This is a genomic window from Exiguobacterium sp. BMC-KP, assembly GCF_001275385.1.
GTDB lineage: Bacteria > Bacillota > Bacilli > Exiguobacteriales > Exiguobacteriaceae > Exiguobacterium_A.
Genome location: NZ_LGIW01000011.1, coordinates 169,798 through 183,912, shown reverse-complemented (window position 1 = coordinate 183,912; position 14,115 = coordinate 169,798). Strand labels below are relative to the sequence as shown.

Genomic DNA, 14,115 nt, shown 5'->3' with positions numbered 1-14,115 from the left:
CACTGAGGAGCGAGTTAGAGTGTGGAAACAGGAAGGCTTGCGGTTCATTTAATCAGACAGAGCCGTAACGCTCTGTTCCATGTCCATACGAATTTTTAAACATCAAATGATTTTTTGATAGCACTTATATGTTCTATATTTTCATTAATAACTTTGTACTATGAATATCTACCTTAGCATGCTAGACTGAATCTTAAAGAACACTTCTTTACAAGAATTATAAAAATCCAAACTGTGAATTTATAAATAATTTCTAAGGATATATACAACAGCTAAAAGTAACGGTACAGAAAAGTGTCTCACAATCGAGTAAAGTTATGGTTTCATTCTATATCTTTTTTACTCCTTGAAGAAGACATCAATCATGAAACGAAATACGTATGATGAGCGTTGATTGTTAATACTTATTATCGCGACATTTTAACTTTAAATTTTTTGGACATATTGTAGTTCATACAAAACTGAGTAGCTATTTTCCATAATTCTAACCTGTAACGTTGAAAGCATAAATTAGTAATAAAAAAAGATAGAAACTTGTAGCAAGCAAGTTTCTATCTTTTTAGTTAAACCTTCATAAGATTCAAGCTCTATTTTGTAAAAAGCTTTCAGTTGAAGTGACTTCAGCATACATTCCTTGTAATGCACTAACGAATGAATAGTGAACCTGTTCGGCTGGAACAACTTTTCCGTCATATGATAAGTCTCTAGTTGCACAAGCGTCTTCAATCAATGTGGTTTCAAAACCTAAGTCTACAGCAGCGCGAACAGTTGCATCGATACACATGTGTGTCATCATTCCGACGACTACCAACTTAGTGATTTCATTTTTCGCTAAATGCTTTTCTAAGTCTGTTTGTAGGAAGCTATTTGCGAACTGCTTGATTACAATCGTTTCATCTTTCAAAGGCTCGACTGTTTCATGTATCTCAACACCTTCCGTCTCCGGAAGGAAGAAGCCCATAGCAGGGTTGCTTGCTATATGCTGTACATGAAAAATGTTTTCTTTATTATTTTTTCTGAACCACTCCAAAACTTTTGCTGCATTAGTTGCTGCTGCTTCTGGGTTACTCAGTTCCATTTTTCCATTAGGAAAATAATCTTTTTGAATATCTACAATAATTAAAGCTGTGTTCATCTTTTCACCTCATTTATAATTTTCCTTACACGTTAATGATAAATGGAAGCTAGGTAATTATCGATAGGTTGATGAATCATTTCTGCGTCATATCATTTCATCATGAAAGGAATTCAACATGGAACTAAGTAATATTGATTATCAAATCCTCAATATATTATCTAAAAATTCACGTATCCAATGGAAAGATCTCGGAAAACAAATTCATATGACTGGTCAAGCGGTAGGAAACCGTATAAAAAAACTGGAGGATCAAGGAATCATACAGTCGTATTCGTTGATTATTGATGAACTAAAATTAGGGTTCTCTTATACAGCTTTCGTCATCATTTATATGAAAACGTCTAATCATGAAGCTTTTATTCACTTTCTGAATGAGTGCCACGAAGTCATGGAAGTACATCGTGTATCTGGAGAAGGATGTTATCACTTGAAAATAAAAGTTACTTCTCAAGAACAATTAAATCTCCTTTTAAATTCAATTCTTGAACATGGAAATTACACCCTGTACCTCTCAATAAATGAAATCAAGCGGCGCCTCTCCCCAATGAAAGACGTATAAACTCCATAATTGTCTGTATAGAGTCCTAGAAACCGTTAAAAATCTCGGAAAAATCATTTCATTCCACAAAAAGGCTAAGATTCTTGATTATTTAAGAATCTTAGCCTTTTGTCACTCTTTCCTATTCATACGCCATTGGTATAGAGGCCTAAATATGATGACATGGCATTTAACGATTTCGATTGATTACTTTTTACCTGTATACCTATATCTTTTGATGGATCAAAGTGTTCTTCTCTCGATAAGAACCTATTCCACTTTAAAAGGAATTTGAGGACTGCTACATGATGAAAGATTGCGTTCAGTAATTTGAATACAAAATAAAAAATTCGCCATCTAATAAGATCGCGAATTTTAAGAAGTTTCAAATGAAGTGAGGTTGCTTTAATTTTGTACTCGCAATCACAAATGCGATAAACAGTACAAAGGCGGCAAACACATATGGCATATTGATGTTGATATCAAACAAAATACCACCAATAATCGGTCCTATTATGATACCTAAGCTAGTATATGCCGAGTTCATCCCCGCAACATATCCCTGATTTTCTCCCGCAATTTTTGATAATAAGGTTGTCACAGCAGGTCGCAAAATATCACCCGAAAAGAATACAATACTTGTAATGACAATCATCATCCAGTAACCGTCTATTAAAATCGAAATAAAGATGAAAATAGCGGAAGATAATAAGGTAAGGTTAACCAGCATTCGTTCACCAAGTAGATTGACCAATCTATCAAAGAATAAGATTTGAGCGGCAACACCAGCGATTGAGCCGACTGTAATAATGACAGAAATATCACGGACAGTGAAGCCAAGCTTTTCGTCTACAAATAAGCTAAACATCATTTCATAAACTGCTAGTCCAAACTCTAGCACGAAAACGACTAGCAGTGGTGTGAAGTACTGTGGTTGCAAGGATTTCTTGAACTCTTGTATAAACGCTGGTTGTTCCAATGATACACGATTTTTTTGTAGCTGCTCTTTTGAAATCGAATCTTCTAATACGATGAAAATAACAATCGCAGTCAGCAATGATATGAAAGCAGCAAAGAAGAACGGCGCGCGTATCCCAAACTCTGCAATAAATCCACCAATTCCTGGTCCGATTATAAATCCTAAGCTGATCGCAGCCGATTGATAGCCTAACACTTTTGCACGATCTTCTAGAGTTGTTTTATCAGCAATATACGTAATAACAGCTGGCATAATAAAAGCGGCGCCTACTCCTCCAAGCAAACGGCTTACGAATAATAGCCATATTTCATTTGAGAGACCAAACAACAATTCTGAGAATGAAAATAACAAAAGACCGATAATTATCATTTTTTTACGACCGATTGAATCGACCCAAACTCCTGTAAAAGGGGAAGCCATAAATTGCGTAAGAGCCATAGCAGCAAACAAATAACCGACAACGGCACCACTTAAACTCAGATCCTTCGCAATGGAGGGCATAACTGGGGCGGCAAGTCCCATCCCGACAAACGCAATAAATAAACTAGATAATGCAAGTGCAATAGATACTTTCTCTTTTCGATTCATAATTAATGTCCTCTATTTGATTGTCAAACAATTCATGATCCTACTCGTCGGATGATAAAATGGATGCATTCACTTTCTTCATAGTTTGTAAAACATTTTGTAATTGTACTAAATCGATGTCAGCGAAGTGTTTCATCATAAAATCATTATCTGCTTCTTCACTTAATGCCTGATAAGCGAGACCTTCTTCTGCTAATGCGATAAAAAACTCGCGATGGTTAGTTGGATTAGGTTCACGCTTAATGAATTTTAGTGCTTCGAGCTTCGACAATACTTGGCTTACTGCACTTTTAGAAATCGAGAATTTCTTCGCAATTTCATTTGCTGTGATGTGTGGATTATCTTTTACAAAAAATAAAATTGTGTCTTGCTGCGTCGTTAAATTAAATGCAGTAAACTTTTCTGCGTTTTTATTATATATAAGATAATTCAAGTAATATTCACTAAAAACAACCGCAAGTTCTTTAAGCATTTTTTGTTGATCTTCGAGCATAATATCATCCCTTTCTTTTGGTTAAGTAAACTGAACTTAACTGACGTGTTATACTTTATACGTTAAATAATCCTTTGTCAACTATTTTTCTTTTTCGACAAAACGTCTAAATGATTATTTGACCTGTTGAAAATATAAGAAGAGCTTCTTATGAACCAAATTTAAAAGACTACTATCAAGTATTACCGAAAAGTGCTATTCAAAGAATGCTCAATTAGAAATTGACAATGAACAAGACATCAAGAAAAAATGGTTCCAATCATTTAATAAAGATGATTGGAACCATTTTTATTTTTGGTTAGTGATATTCTAACGACCGACTTATGTTAAAAATCGGACTATCTCAGTTTAGTATTTTTATTATGCTCTCCCCATTGACACATTTCTTGAATGATTGGCCAGAGAGTTTTTCCTTTTTCCGTAAGACTGTATTCAACCTTTGGTGGAATTTGCGGATATTCCTTGCGATGAATCAATCCGTCACTTTCCATTTCCTTCAATGTCGAACTAAGTGTTCTGTAAGTTATTTTGCCAATCATACGCTGGAGTTCGTTATAACGAACTGCATTGTTGTTCGATAAATAGTAAATAATCAGCAGTTTCCATTTCCCATTGATGATGGAAAGTGTATAGCCAAAAGAAGTTTCCTCATTATCAGCTACTTTAATTTTGGATATTTTCATATTAACACTATCCTCCTTGATAGTATGTGTGAAAAAAGTGCATACTTGTTTGATTTTTCATATTGACCATATACTACATCTCAGGGCGAGTAAATAGGGAAGAACTTTTTTATCCCGTCACGAGCAGGATAAAAATACATTCATGCAAGGATATAACATTCTCTATCAAAAGCAAGCTATCTGAAAAGGAGATCTTTAACGATGACAAAACTAAAAAAAGTAGCACTATTAACGACACTCACATTGAGCGGTATTTTGACTGCTTGTGGAACTTCTCAAGATGCACAGTCTAATCATGAGACGAGTGCAACACAACCGAAAAAAGAAGACCTGGTGGTCCAACAAATCCGCAATGCGACCGTAACAGTAGAATATAAAGGACAAAAATTCTTAGTGGATCCTATGTTTTCTAAAAAAGGTGAATTTGATTCGTTCGGTCCTGCTGCAAGAGACGATCGGAATCCAATAGTCGATCTACCGTTCTCTGTCGATAAGATCATGGATGACGTAGACGCTGTCATCGTTACCCATACGCATGAGGATCACTTTGATCAGGCAGCAAAAGAACAGCTTCCAAAAAATATTAAGTTATTCATGCAAGACGAAAAAGATGCAAACTTAGCGCGCAAAGCAGGTTTTACTAATATTGAAGTCATGAAAGAAGACAAAGCGACGACTTTTAAAGGTGTCAAACTGACCGAAGTAAATGGTCGTCATGGCTACGGGAAAATGGCAGAGGCTATGGGGAACGTCATGGGAGTCGTCTTCCAACACCCAAAAGAAAAAACGTTATATATAGCGGGTGATACTGTTTGGTATTCACAAGTGAAAAAAAATATCGATACGTATAAACCAGAAGTACTCATTTTGAATGGAGGTCGAAATCAATTTCTCGAAGGTGGTCCATTGATCATGGGAAAAGAAGATGTCTATCAAGTGTACAAAGCCGCTCCAAAAGCTAAAATTTTAGTCAGTCATATGGAAGCCGTCAACCATTGGGGACTCTCAAGAAAAGAATTGAAGACGTTCATTAAAGATAAAGGCATCACATCCAACGTCCTTGTTCCTGATGATGGGGAAACAATCTCATACTGACTTTATGACCATATCTAACAGTTTTAATACTGCCCTGAATAATAGAAAAGGGTTCATCGTGCTTGCCCACCAGTGAGCTCGATGAATCATAGAGGTGAGATGATGAAAAAATTCGAACTATCCGTTTTATCAATTGCTCCGTTAAGACAAGGAGAAACCATGAAAGAAGGAATAGATGCTGTAGTCACATTAGCAAAAGCTGTCGATGCAATGGGATATAAACGTATTTGGATCGCAGAACACCACAATCATGATGCCTATGCCAGTGCTGCAACCGTATCGATTGTGCAGCATTTATTGACGCATACAGAACGCATTCGTGTCGGTTCCGGAGGTGTCATGTTGCCGAACCACTCCCCGTTAGTCGTAGCAGAACAATTCGGAACACTTGAGACACTTTTTCCTGACCGCGTTGATTTATCACTAGGACGTGCTCCAGGAACTGATCAACAAACGGCAGATGTGATTCGACGTTCAAATCATAAAGGCGTCTTTTTCTTTGAAAAAGAAGTTCAAGAGATATTGCGATATGTTGGAACAGAAGAGGAACAAGGTGAGGTTCGGGCATATCCAGGACTTGATACACACGTGCCCGTGTTCATTCTAGGATCCTCTACTGGATCTGCTAAAATTGCAGCGCGACTCGGGTTACCATATGCTTTCGGTGCGCAATTTTCTCCGGAAACGATGGAAGAAGCACTACACATCTATCGTCAAAATTTCAGACCTTCGAAATATCTGCAAGAGCCGTATGTACTAGCTGCTATCAATATCATTGCCGCTGATTCGATGGAAGAAGCTTCTTTCATTGCCTCTAGCCATCTGCAGGTATGTATCGATATTTATACCAATAATCTCAGTCAGCTCATTCCGCCACAGAAAGATTTCCTTGAATCCTTATCTCCGTATGAATTAGAAATCTTGCATTATAAATTGGGGTACACGATTATGGGCGATTCAAAGACCGTTCGTCGGGAAGTAATCGAGTTTCAAGAAAAGTATAAAGTAGATGAAATCATCGCTTTATCCAATATACATGACAGTAAAAAAGAGATTCAATCGTATAAGATTTTTAAACAAGTAAGCGACTCTTTAAACAATGAAATTTAATGATATTGATTAAAAGCTGAGTAGTTTGTAGACTGTATACAAAAAATAAATCGTTATCAAAAACACATGCTTTGTTTGCAAAATTCCATGTCACGTTTCCGTAGACATTAATCAATAGGCGTATCGTACACTTTTATACACTAATATAAATCTAGTTTTCTATTCTCTTTATCGCTCCGTGCCTTCCGTCGTAAGGAACAGGAACGTAGAGATGCCTCGCGCAGGCGAGTCGCAGCTCTCGTTATCGATCCGGCAGGAGGGCAGCGGTGCGATGAGGATGTTGCTGCGTGCAGCCTACAGCCTCACGCATGAGCCCGAAAAATCTTCTCATGTTGTACATCAAGTAGAAAGAAGATCACTACCTATCTACAGGAGGATTGATTCACTTCAATCAACTATCTCTCCTCGAACCTTCATCCACTCCACTACTTGTCTCACTACTGCATCCTCCATAACACCCTTCTACATAGAAGAGACCAACTGTACTTTCTCACCCGCAGCGGATCCGTCCACTGCGGGTCTTTCAATGCACTTGGATTCGGGACGAATCCATTCCTTACTCGCTTGCACTCTCTCAAAAGAAAAACGACGTCGTTTTTCGTCCATGCCCTCGCGCGCGGACAGGACGGGGTTGTCCCGTCCGTCTACGCTTATCATCCTCTTTACAGAACACCTTGTGCTTTCAAACTGACGTATTCTTCTCCGGCACCGACGATGATATGGTCGAGCAACTGAATACCGACGATGCGTCCGACCTCGACGAGCCGTTCGGTCACCTCAATGTCCTCCCGTGATGGATGTGGGTCACCACTCGGATGCTGATGGCTGACGATGAGCGACGTCGCATTGTTGAGGATGGCGGACTTAAAGATTTCTCTTGGATGGACGACGCTCGAGTTGATACTTCCGACGTGTGCCCGATGGACAGCAATGACGCGGTTCTTCGTATTGAGTAGGATGACAAGGAACACCTCACGGTCATCGTCCTGGATGAAGCGTTTGGCGACACAGAACGCGTCCTCGGGTGACGTGATGTGCGTCGTCTCGAGCGCGACGTCCGGCTCACGAACTTCTTGGCGGATACGAGTGATTTCAACGAGTGTAGTCAGTTTCATGGGAAAGTTCCTTTCGCGAGTGGGATGCAGTCCGACACGGTGCCGTCCTGTTGACGGGAACGCAGCGAGCGTCGCGAGACGGCGCAAGGGTGACCGCAGGGAAAGATCAAAAAAAGCGGACAGCGCACCGGGACGAAGGCTTCCGAAGCCCGCGAGCGAAAAGCTTTGCTTTGAGCCAAAACGCGGAGGAAGACAAGGAACGGCAGCGGCTTTTTTTGATGACCCTTGCGCCGACGAGGAGCGAGCTAGAGTACGGAAACAGGACGGCTTGCGGTCTCTTTCCATCAGACAGAGCGGGGCCGCTCTGTTCCATGCTTTTATCTATGGGATCCTATCTGATTGAAAAAAAGAACACACCCTAACTCATGAAGTGAGATAGGGTGTGTTCATACACAAAAAAGGTAAAATACACCAAACTTCTATTAAATTCTTAATGTTTTCGCATTGATAGCGACGATGACCGTACTCAAACTCATCAAAACCGCTCCAATCGCTGGTGAAAGAATAATGCCGTATGGTGCTAAAATACCTGCAGCTAAAGGAATCGTGATGATATTGTAACCAGCTGCCCACCATAGATTCTGAATCATTTTATTATATGTTTTTTGCGATAGTTCGATGACAGATAAGACGTCCTTTGGATTACTTTTGACAAGGACAATATCAGCCGTTTCTACAGCTACATCTGTTCCACTACCAATCGCAATCCCTACATCCGCTTGTGCGAGAGCTGGTGCATCGTTAATTCCATCCCCTACCATCCCTACTTTTTTTCCTTCTGCTTGCACCTGTCTCACTTGACGTGACTTATCATCCGGTAATACTTCTGCGTACACTTGATCGATCTCAAGTTGGGAAGCGACCCACGAAGCGACTTTTTGATTATCCCCAGTCAGCATGATGGATTGAATCCCTTTCTCCTTTAATTCCTGTACAGTCTTCTTAGCTTCCTCGCGAACGAGGTCGGCAAGGGCGATCATACCGATTAATTCTGTGTCCTTTAAGACAAAGACGACCGTTTTCCCTTCTTCAGACAAATCTTCGAATGTCACTTCGTCGATTTCGAGTTGTTTGTCCCGTACGTATCGCGGACTAACGACGCGGACTTGCTTTCCTTCGACTGTTCCTTCCAATCCTATGCCTGTCATCGATCCAAATCCTGCGACCGATGGTAAATCAAGCTTTCGTCTTTGAACTTCAGTCAAGATCCCGCGAGCAAGTGGATGTTGCGACGACTGTTCGATGGCTCCTGCGAGTCGTAATACTTCTTCCTCACTTATACCTGTACTTGCCATCACATCCGTTACTCCAAAATTACCTTGCGTTAAAGTACCAGTCTTATCAAAGATAACCGCATCTAGTTTTCGTGCCTCTTCGAATTGTGTTCGATTTCGAATCAAAAGACCTCTTTTAGCGGAAAGTGCTGTAGAAACGGATACGACAAGAGGGGCTGCTAAACCAAGAGCGTGTGGACAAGAGATAACCATAACCGTTACCATGCGCTCGATTGCTGTACTAACCGAATATCCAAGTACAATCCAAATCACGAAAGTCAGAACACCTGCTCCCACCGCGAGATAAAAAAGAATTTTTGCTGCTCGATCAGCTAAGTTTTGAGTCCGTGATTTGGAAGATTGCGCTTCACTTACTAAGCCGATGACTTTTGAAAGGTAGGTGCCTTCACCAGTACCTGTCGTCTCGACTGTCAGACCACCTTCTTGATTGATAGAGCCAGCAATCACGGTGTCATTCTCCTGTTTATCTACCGGAAGTGATTCACCGGTAAGCATTGATTCGTCAATCGTTGTTGTTCCTTCGACGATTTTTCCGTCTACCGGTACCTGTTCTCCCGGCTTGATCCGAATGAGATCTCCTGCCTCTAATTCATTGACCGGCACCTCTTCAACCTTCCCATCCTTCACTCGATGCGCCACACTCGGAAGTAACTTTACTAATTCCTGCAACGCATTTGAGGCACCCATGATTGATTTCATTTCAATCCAATGCCCTAATAACATGATGTCGATCAAGGTCGCTAACTCCCAAAAGAAATCATGTCCTTGTCCGAAACCGAATATGATAGCGACACTATAGAAATAGGCTACACTAATCGCTAATGCAATCAACATCATCATTCCAGGATTTTTTTGGCGTATTTCATTAATACTACCTTTTAGGAAGGGCCATCCACCGTAGAAGTAGACAATTGTGGATAGCAAAAGCAAAACAACGTCGTCATATGGAAAGCTAATGTTGATACCCGACCATTCTTGAATCATTTTGGAAAGTAGCAGGATTGGAATGGTCAACATTAACGATACGAGAAATCTTTTCTTGAAGTCTCCGATCATTCCTTCATGTTCATGATGTGAAGCACTCATTTGTTGGTCTTCATGATGAGTATGTTCGTGATGGATATGGTGATTCATAAGAAAACCTCCTTTTACGTACTATATACCTGTATGGTGTATATAGAGAGATCATGACTATATAGAGCTACATCTCGTTTTTACTTCCAGTTAAACTTATATATATAAATATAAAATGTATTTTGACACACTAAAAAATAAAAATTATCATACAAGTATAGGATATATTTTAAAAAATGAGACCATTTGTTTGAATAGGACTATTTAGCGCCAAAATCACAAGTACTGAAACTTTAAAAAGAATTAAAGGACAAGTTCGAGGTAGACATCAAATGATTGATGACAATTCATGAATTAACTGAACTGATGAAGACTATGGTCAAATGAACGAATAGGTACTATCGTGAACAGACAAATGAGCTAATACAAAAAACGCAATTAAAAAGCTTTGTTTTATGCACCTACAAAATTATCTCTAAGGAGAATCCAATCGTGAAACTTAACATACTCTTAAAAAGCGTAAGTCTTATTAGCCTATCCCTGATTGCGGTCGGCTGTGCTCAATCCCCGATGAAGTCTTCTACTCCCAATCATTCAAAGGAGGTAGATCATGCGAAACATATGGGCGGTGACAAGATTGAAGAAACATCATCATCGTTGATACTTCCCACGTTTTTAAAAACTCAACCTGAAGATGTACGAAATGTTTATCAAGCTGTAGGGAAAAATCGTAAACTACTAGAGAAAATACCTTGCTATTGCGGTTGCGGTGAAACAGTCAATCATAAAAATAATTATGATTGCTTTATAGAAGAAAACGCGACGAATGGATCGGTGAAATGGACAAGTCACGGAACGACATGCAGCACCTGTCTCGAGATTGCTGTAAAGTCTATTTTGAAGCAACGGGACGGAGAATCGGTTAAAGATATTCGTTCTGCAATCGATTCTTCATATAAAGATGGATACTCGAAGCCGACACCGACTCCCTTATGATTTTTATGATGACACTTTTGCTCCTATAGTAAGAGTGTCATTTCGTTTCATTCTCACTCCAACGATATCCTCTCCCCCAAATTGTTTTCAGATGCCTATCGATCGGGTAATCTAACTCTCTTAACTTTTCTCTAATCATCTTAATATGAGAATCAACTGTCCTCGGATCCGATTCTGACGTATAAGACCAAACGAATTCATAAAGCTCTAGTCTGTTGAACAGCCTTCCAGGATGTTGAAGGAATAGTCGCAGTAATGCATGTGCTTTTGGTGTAAAGTCAATCGACTTGCCATCTAGTAAAATTAAATTGTTGCTCTCATCGAACGTAAGTCCGTGGTAGATAACGGGTTCTTTTGCTTTCCTTCTCATGACAGACCGAACTCTTGCTAAAAGTACGTCCCCGTTAAACGGCTTTGTGACATAATCTGTAGCTCCAGCATCTAGTCCTTTGACGATGGATTCAGCATCATTTAGAGCCGTTATCATGATGATAGGGACTTCCGGGTGAGAATCCGTTATTTTCTTACATACTTCGAATCCATCGTACATTGGCATCATTACATCCAATAAAATCAAATCGAAGGTTTCTTTTTTCACTTTCTCTAAAGCTTCGATCCCATCATTCGCCATACTACATTCATATCCTATTGGTTCTAGATAGAGTCTTAATAATTGCCTCATTCTTATTTCATCATCAACAATTAATATTTTATCCATCCTAGTCACCACCTCTTACATTAAAATTTTTTAATAATAAATGATTGTTAGTCTATTTCCTCATAAATTTCACGAACTTTCTATATAATCAATTCAACCTATAGAATGGAGTTGATTTTCATGAAAGTGTTTATGAAGAGTTTGATCGTTATCCTCTATGTATCCTTATTTTCTCTCACCATACTACTGGTCTATAAGGGTTATGAACTTTTTCATAACTAAGTATCTTAGTGCTTATAAATAATGAAAGAGCATCAGCTTTTTAGCTCATACCTTTTTCGGCATGGCGACATAGATGCTCCTTCATTTTTAACACTTCGCTTTAAGCAATTAATTTACGACAGACTTTTGCACATTCATTACAGGCCTCAGCGCACTTTTTACAATGATCATGATCATGTTTCGAACATTCGTCGGCACATCTTTCACAAATTTCAACACAGCTTCTTGCAAGAACATCAATATTGCTGCTGTTTCGAGAAATAGCTTGTACTAAAAGACTACAAATTTCAGAACAATCTCTGTCTAGACGTATACACTCTGCCATCGAAGAAACATGATGTTCACTCAAACACGCATCAAAGCATTCATTACAAGTCACTATACAGTTGTGTAGGGCACCTAAGATTTCTTGTTGTCCAGTATTCATTCTAAAATACCTCCATTTTCCGTCTTTTTTGACTTACACAAAGCCTATTTCCTTAGTTTGTGAAAAAAAGATGAAAACATTCACCTATTTTTTAGTCCACTTTCAACTGACCCATCATTCCGTTCTCTTCATGTTCAAGGATATGGCAATGGTACATGAATACCCCTTTTTCCTTGAAAGTCATCTGAATCTTAACTCGTTCATCTGGTTTTATAGCGATAGTGTCTTTTAGACCTGCTTCTTGATTATCCAGTTTCTGTCCGTTTCGCTCTAATACTTTGAATTGGACTCCATGAATGTGGAAGGGATGAGTCATTCCACCCATCATGTCTTTTTTATTATAGACCTCCCAAATTTCGGTTTCTCCTTGTTTCGCTTTAATATCGATTCTCTTCTCATCAAACTTTTTCCCATTGATTTCAACATTTTTGCCCATCCCGAAAAGAGTTAACTTTTGATTCACTGTAGACAAGGTCTTTAGCGGCTTTTCATATCCACTTTTCGGCGCCAATGCACTTAGGTTCGTCCCTTGTTTATCCTTCAGCTTGAAGTTAACGACCCTTACTCCATTCGTCTCAAATGAAACAGTCTCACCAATTTTTCTTTTTGAAAAGTCTACCAATACCTCTATACGTTCGCCTGGACTTAATTCAATTTTCTTTACGTTTTTCGGTTTTGAGATGTAACCACCATCATCAGCAATTTTTTTAAAGGATGAACCGTCAGATAGCTTCACTACGTAGTTACGTGCATTGGAGCCATTTATCAATCTGACTCTAAGTTGCGAATATTTTACGTTGAAATATGGATTAATCGTACCGTTTACGAGGAGGGTATCGCCTAAAGCCCCATCTGTTTTTTCTACATCAGCATATCCAAGGACATTCCTGTTTTTAACTTTTCGATCTTGAAGAATTAATGGAATATCATTTTCACCATATTTTTGAGGTAGCATCGTCTCTTTAGTTTTTTCATCTTTTACGTACAACAATCCTGCTAACCCCTTGTATACTTGTTCAGCAGTTTTCCCCATTGGATGTGGATGAAACCACAATGTCGATTCATCTTGCTTCACTTTAAACTTTACTACCTTCGTTTCACCAGCTTTCACGACTTGATGTGGTCCGCCATCTACGGATGATGGTACAACAAGACCGTGCCAATGGAATGTAGTCGCTTCTGATAAGCGATTCACCGTACGGATTGTTACCATTTTTCCTTTTTTCAATTCCACTACAGGACCTAAATAATTTCCGTTATATCCTAGAGTTTCAGTTTTTTTACTATCTCGGAAGAACTGTGTCTCCCCTTGTTTAGCGACAATCGTGTATTGAATGGAATTCTTGGTTTCACGATCGGATTTTAGCATCTTAGGGATGTTCAATCGTCGCTCTTTTTCTTCAGTTGATTTTAAATCGACACTCGCGCCATGTCCCATACCTTCCATCATAGTCTGATTTGTAGTAGTGTTCCCTCCATTCATCATAGATTTCATGTGCTGTTTGTTATTTGGCATAGTACCTCGGATAAAAAGTAAATACGAACCGCCCACTATAATCATGAGAGTAAAGATACCGATAGTTGCGATTAACCATCTTTTCTTCACATGGATCATTCCCTTCAATTAATTATTATCTTTAACTT

13 protein-coding genes are annotated in these 14,115 nt (G+C 39.1%); 4 read left to right on the top strand and 9 right to left on the bottom strand.

Annotated features, from left to right (window positions below):
• Nucleotides 1–580: 580 nt before the first annotated feature.
• A complete protein-coding gene (locus tag ADM98_RS01310) occupies nucleotides 581–1,135 on the bottom strand; it encodes a cysteine hydrolase family protein (RefSeq protein WP_053451901.1) in 555 nt (184 codons plus the stop codon).
• Between the two features lie 118 nt (nucleotides 1,136–1,253).
• On the opposite strand from ADM98_RS01310, the gene ADM98_RS01305 reads away from it, so the two are divergent.
• Nucleotides 1,254–1,697 (top strand): Lrp/AsnC family transcriptional regulator, encoded by a 444-nt coding sequence (locus ADM98_RS01305; RefSeq protein ID WP_053451900.1) that lies wholly within the window; start codon nucleotides 1,254–1,256, stop codon nucleotides 1,695–1,697.
• Nucleotides 1,698–2,061: 364 nt separating this feature from the next.
• Here the strand turns inward: ADM98_RS01305 and ADM98_RS01300 are convergent, their stop codons facing one another.
• The 3 genes from ADM98_RS01300 to ADM98_RS01290 form a co-directional block, all read right to left on the bottom strand.
• Nucleotides 2,062–3,243 (bottom strand): MFS transporter, encoded by a 1,182-nt coding sequence (locus ADM98_RS01300; protein ID WP_053451899.1) that lies wholly within the window; start codon nucleotides 3,241–3,243, stop codon nucleotides 2,062–2,064.
• Between the two features lie 40 nt (nucleotides 3,244–3,283).
• Nucleotides 3,284–3,736, bottom strand: a complete 453-nt coding sequence (locus ADM98_RS01295; protein ID WP_053451898.1) for a MarR family winged helix-turn-helix transcriptional regulator — start codon at nucleotides 3,734–3,736, stop codon at nucleotides 3,284–3,286.
• Nucleotides 3,737–4,074: 338 nt separating this feature from the next.
• Entirely contained in the window at nucleotides 4,075–4,419 is a 345-nt protein-coding gene (locus ADM98_RS01290) for a winged helix-turn-helix transcriptional regulator (RefSeq protein WP_053451897.1), read from the bottom strand.
• A 330-nt stretch (nucleotides 4,420–4,749) separates the two neighbouring features.
• Between ADM98_RS01290 and ADM98_RS01285 the strand changes: the two genes are divergently transcribed.
• Together ADM98_RS01285 and ADM98_RS01280 are read left to right on the top strand one after the other, a co-directional pair.
• Nucleotides 4,750–5,514, top strand: coding sequence for an MBL fold metallo-hydrolase (locus tag ADM98_RS01285; protein WP_053451955.1), 765 nt, complete (start codon nucleotides 4,750–4,752; stop codon nucleotides 5,512–5,514).
• A 102-nt stretch (nucleotides 5,515–5,616) separates the two neighbouring features.
• A complete protein-coding gene (locus ADM98_RS01280) occupies nucleotides 5,617–6,624 on the top strand; it encodes an LLM class flavin-dependent oxidoreductase (protein WP_053451896.1) in 1,008 nt (335 codons plus the stop codon).
• A gap of 662 nt (nucleotides 6,625–7,286) precedes the next feature.
• Here ADM98_RS01280 and ADM98_RS01270 read toward each other — a convergent pair.
• Nucleotides 7,287–7,739: a JAB domain-containing protein gene (locus ADM98_RS01270; protein ID WP_082318459.1), complete on the bottom strand. Its 453-nt coding sequence runs from the start codon at nucleotides 7,737–7,739 to the stop codon at nucleotides 7,287–7,289.
• Nucleotides 7,740–8,161: 422 nt separating this feature from the next.
• The gene (locus tag ADM98_RS01260) at nucleotides 8,162–10,168 is read right to left on the bottom strand and encodes a heavy metal translocating P-type ATPase (protein WP_050678840.1); all 2,007 of its coding nucleotides are present in this window, start codon (nucleotides 10,166–10,168) and stop codon (nucleotides 8,162–8,164) included.
• A gap of 432 nt (nucleotides 10,169–10,600) precedes the next feature.
• Here ADM98_RS01260 and ADM98_RS01255 point away from each other — a divergent pair, with 432 nt between their 5' ends.
• Nucleotides 10,601–11,104, top strand: coding sequence for a PCYCGC motif-containing (lipo)protein (locus tag ADM98_RS01255; protein WP_050678841.1), 504 nt, complete (start codon nucleotides 10,601–10,603; stop codon nucleotides 11,102–11,104).
• A gap of 37 nt (nucleotides 11,105–11,141) precedes the next feature.
• On the opposite strand, the gene ADM98_RS01250 is transcribed toward ADM98_RS01255, so the two are convergent.
• The 3 genes from ADM98_RS01250 to ADM98_RS01245 form a co-directional block, all read right to left on the bottom strand.
• The gene (locus ADM98_RS01250) at nucleotides 11,142–11,822 is read right to left on the bottom strand and encodes a response regulator transcription factor (protein ID WP_050678842.1); all 681 of its coding nucleotides are present in this window, start codon (nucleotides 11,820–11,822) and stop codon (nucleotides 11,142–11,144) included.
• A 322-nt stretch (nucleotides 11,823–12,144) separates the two neighbouring features.
• Nucleotides 12,145–12,471, bottom strand: coding sequence for a four-helix bundle copper-binding protein (locus tag ADM98_RS17070; RefSeq protein ID WP_071908772.1), 327 nt, complete (start codon nucleotides 12,469–12,471; stop codon nucleotides 12,145–12,147).
• A gap of 91 nt (nucleotides 12,472–12,562) precedes the next feature.
• Nucleotides 12,563–13,921 carry a multicopper oxidase family protein gene (locus tag ADM98_RS01245; protein WP_050678846.1) on the bottom strand — a complete coding sequence of 453 codons (1,359 nt, stop codon included), beginning with the start codon at nucleotides 13,919–13,921 and terminating at the stop codon, nucleotides 12,563–12,565.
• Nucleotides 13,922–14,115: the final 194 nt, after the last annotated feature.

Bases quoted from the DNA above. Each gene is read 5' to 3' on its own strand.
- ADM98_RS01310 (WP_053451901.1), bottom strand. From the start codon at position 1,135: ATGAACACAGCTTTAATTATTGTAGATATTCAAAAAGATTATTTTCCT.
- ADM98_RS01305 (WP_053451900.1), top strand. From the start codon at position 1,254: ATGGAACTAAGTAATATTGATTATCAAATCCTCAATATATTATCTAAA.
- ADM98_RS01300 (WP_053451899.1), bottom strand. From the start codon at position 3,243: ATGAATCGAAAAGAGAAAGTATCTATTGCACTTGCATTATCTAGTTTA.
- ADM98_RS01295 (WP_053451898.1), bottom strand. From the start codon at position 3,736: ATGCTCGAAGATCAACAAAAAATGCTTAAAGAACTTGCGGTTGTTTTT.
- ADM98_RS01290 (WP_053451897.1), bottom strand. From the start codon at position 4,419: ATGAAAATATCCAAAATTAAAGTAGCTGATAATGAGGAAACTTCTTTT.
- ADM98_RS01280 (WP_053451896.1), top strand. From the start codon at position 5,617: ATGAAAAAATTCGAACTATCCGTTTTATCAATTGCTCCGTTAAGACAA.
- ADM98_RS01270 (WP_082318459.1), bottom strand. From the start codon at position 7,739: ATGAAACTGACTACACTCGTTGAAATCACTCGTATCCGCCAAGAAGTT.
- ADM98_RS01260 (WP_050678840.1), bottom strand. From the start codon at position 10,168: ATGAATCACCATATCCATCACGAACATACTCATCATGAAGACCAACAA.
- ADM98_RS01250 (WP_050678842.1), bottom strand. From the start codon at position 11,822: ATGGATAAAATATTAATTGTTGATGATGAAATAAGAATGAGGCAATTA.
- ADM98_RS17070 (WP_071908772.1), bottom strand. From the start codon at position 12,471: ATGAATACTGGACAACAAGAAATCTTAGGTGCCCTACACAACTGTATA.
- ADM98_RS01245 (WP_050678846.1), bottom strand. From the start codon at position 13,921: ATGATGGAAGGTATGGGACATGGCGCGAGTGTCGATTTAAAATCAACT.